The sequence below is a fragment of the Moorena sp. SIO3I6 genome (assembly GCF_010672095.1).
In genome coordinates this window covers 1-2,379 of record NZ_JAAHHU010000716.1, presented here as the reverse complement: position 1 = coordinate 2,379, position 2,379 = coordinate 1, and the positions used below count along the sequence as shown (strand labels likewise).

The window sequence follows — 2,379 nt, the reverse complement described above, 5'->3', positions numbered from 1 at the left end:
TAGCCATTGGGTTATGTATCGGTCGGATGGTCGGGTGGTATCTCTCCACATTGGGCAGTAATTGGACTTGGCGAGAGAAACTGTTTTTGTTGCCCGGAAACTCCGCAAAAGCCACAGTACAAGCAGCCATTGGTGGTATTCCCTTGAGTCAAGGGCTAGAAGGAGGTCAGACAATTTTAGCGATCGCAGCCCTCTCGATTTTGATTACCGCACCCCTAGGGGCTTGGGCAATTCCCACCTTTGCCCCTAAACTCTTATCCCAAGACCCTGTAGACCCCACCAAAGTAACCGTTGCCTCTCATACTCTCCTACTAGCCGCTGTCGATACCTCTAGTTTAGCCACCCACGTATTAACTAAAGTAGCAGATTTAGCAAGACGAAGTAATGGGGAAGTTATTGTTTTACATGTGATCACCACATCAAATCAGCCAGAAGTCAAGCAGTTACAGAACCAAACCAAACGCTTGCTCTTGGATATTCGGCATCAGTTTATTACCGTAACCGGTTCGATTCCCAAAGAAATTGTTCGCATAGCCCAAGAGCATCAAGTAACAGATATAGTGATCGGAAAACGGGGACATCAACCCTGGCAGCAAGTCCTGGTCGGTTCCGTATCTCAGGCAGTGTTAGAAACCAGTCCAATTCCAGTAATTTTGGTTGAAGAAGTGGAACGAACCTCTGAAGCTTCCCACCACTAAAGCAATCGCTCTTAAAATAAACCCCAAACCGTTATAATGTCAGTGGTAATACGCAAGTAAAGAGCAAAATATATCACAGTCATAATTCTTTAAATTATGGCTTTGCCATCTGTATCATTTTTTGATACTTTAAAAAAAAACAGCGACTAAGTCGTTGATTTGATTTGTTGATTTGATTTATTGTTACCCTCAAATGGGCAGTATTAATCCATGTTAGAGAAGTTTGATATTTTAGGATACCTGAACGAAGATCAGTTAAAAGAGGTAGAGAAGATTGGAGAAATTAAAAAATACTCTCAGGAAGAGTTGATTGTCAAAGAAGGAGAATATAGTAGTGAAATTTACTTTATTATCTCAGGAGCCGTTGATTTATTGAAAGTTGAAACCCGTACTAATACAAATATTAAATTTGGAGAAATCCTAGCCGGGGAAACTTTCGGAGAAATGTCATTCTTCGATGAAGGACCTAGAACTTGCTCTGTAATAGCACAACCGAATACTGAAGTTTATATCTTATCTAGAACCCAGCTGCTTGAGAATGTCGATGACGCTCAAGAAATCATCAAGATTATAGATGAAGCAATAACTTATGACGTCAGTAAGCGTCTACGATATTGGACTACTCAATATACAGCTAATCTCCAAGAACAAATCGACCAGCTAAAAGAACGCAATAATTTTGGCTTGTTTTTCGTAATCATATTCGTGATGTCGCTGATCGCAATACTGATTAATTCATGTTTGGATGATTTTTTCCCAAATTTTCTGAATCTTTATTCAGTGGCGTTTATTTGGATACATCTTGTAGTAATAGTCATTCCTGCTTTAATTACCTTGACAAAGTTTAATATTTCTTTAGATCAAGTAGGAGTGACAAAAATAAATTTTAAAAAATCTGTTTTAGATGGCTTGATAATCAGTGGATTAGGAATTATATTAATAGGGTTAATAGCCTTTGGAATAGATCTAATTACGACCGGAAATCAATTAACATCAAAAATATTAAAATTTCCGATATCTTTAGTATCTGTGATGTCATTCACTTATTTTATACACTCTTATATACAAGAGTTTGTCCGAGCTACTGTGCAAACAGCTTTGCAACGATTTCTCCTAGATGAAAAAGGTTACTTTTCTGTTTTTATTGCAGCAATTTTATTTGGAATGTTTCACGTTAGCCTAGGAACTCAAGCGATACTAGTTACATTGGTTGCTGGGGAAATATTTGGTCTAATTTACCTACGTAGTTACAATTTGATAGGGGTATCATTAGTCCATTACCTTCTTGGCTATCTATTTATATATATAAGTTTAATTTGAGATGTTAAACTAGCTTCAAGTCTTATTTAAACAGGCTGCTTGGTTCATAAATAAAATCGAAATGCTATCAGGTGCTAGGCTTTAAGGACTAAAACCTAACACCTAAAAGCTAACACCTAAAAGCTAACATCTTGCCCTAATCATAAAAACTAAATTGAAAGGGTATTAGTACCGCTCCCAATAAGGCTGAAAACCTCGCCGTTTCAGAATATCTACCTCCAGCCGCAGGATGCGATTATCGAGCTTAGGATTAGCTGTCCCTGTAGACTCTTTCTCTTCAAAGTTGAGTCCTTCAAACCGTTGGAGGGCTGTAAACGGAAAATCTTGGGCAACACTTAATTCAGCCAAATTTTTGCGAGCC

Annotated in this window: 3 protein-coding genes; 2 read left to right on the top strand and 1 reads right to left on the bottom strand. The window is 38.1% G+C overall.

Features of this window, described 5'->3' with window-relative positions:
* On the top strand, window positions 1–698 hold a 698-nt coding region (locus tag F6K49_RS41755), incomplete at its 5' end, for a universal stress protein (RefSeq protein ID WP_293107122.1).
* A gap of 210 nt (window positions 699–908) precedes the next feature.
* Window positions 909–2,018: a cyclic nucleotide-binding domain-containing protein gene (locus F6K49_RS41750; RefSeq protein WP_075898256.1), complete on the top strand. Its 1,110-nt coding sequence runs from the start codon at window positions 909–911 to the stop codon at window positions 2,016–2,018.
* A 165-nt stretch (window positions 2,019–2,183) separates the two neighbouring features.
* Here F6K49_RS41750 and F6K49_RS41745 read toward each other — a convergent pair.
* Window positions 2,184–2,379, bottom strand: a 196-nt coding sequence (locus tag F6K49_RS41745) for a hypothetical protein (protein ID WP_293107118.1), incomplete at its 5' end; no start/stop codon positions are given.

Bases quoted from the DNA above. Each gene is read 5' to 3' on its own strand.
- F6K49_RS41750 (WP_075898256.1), top strand. From the start codon at position 909: ATGTTAGAGAAGTTTGATATTTTAGGATACCTGAACGAAGATCAGTTA.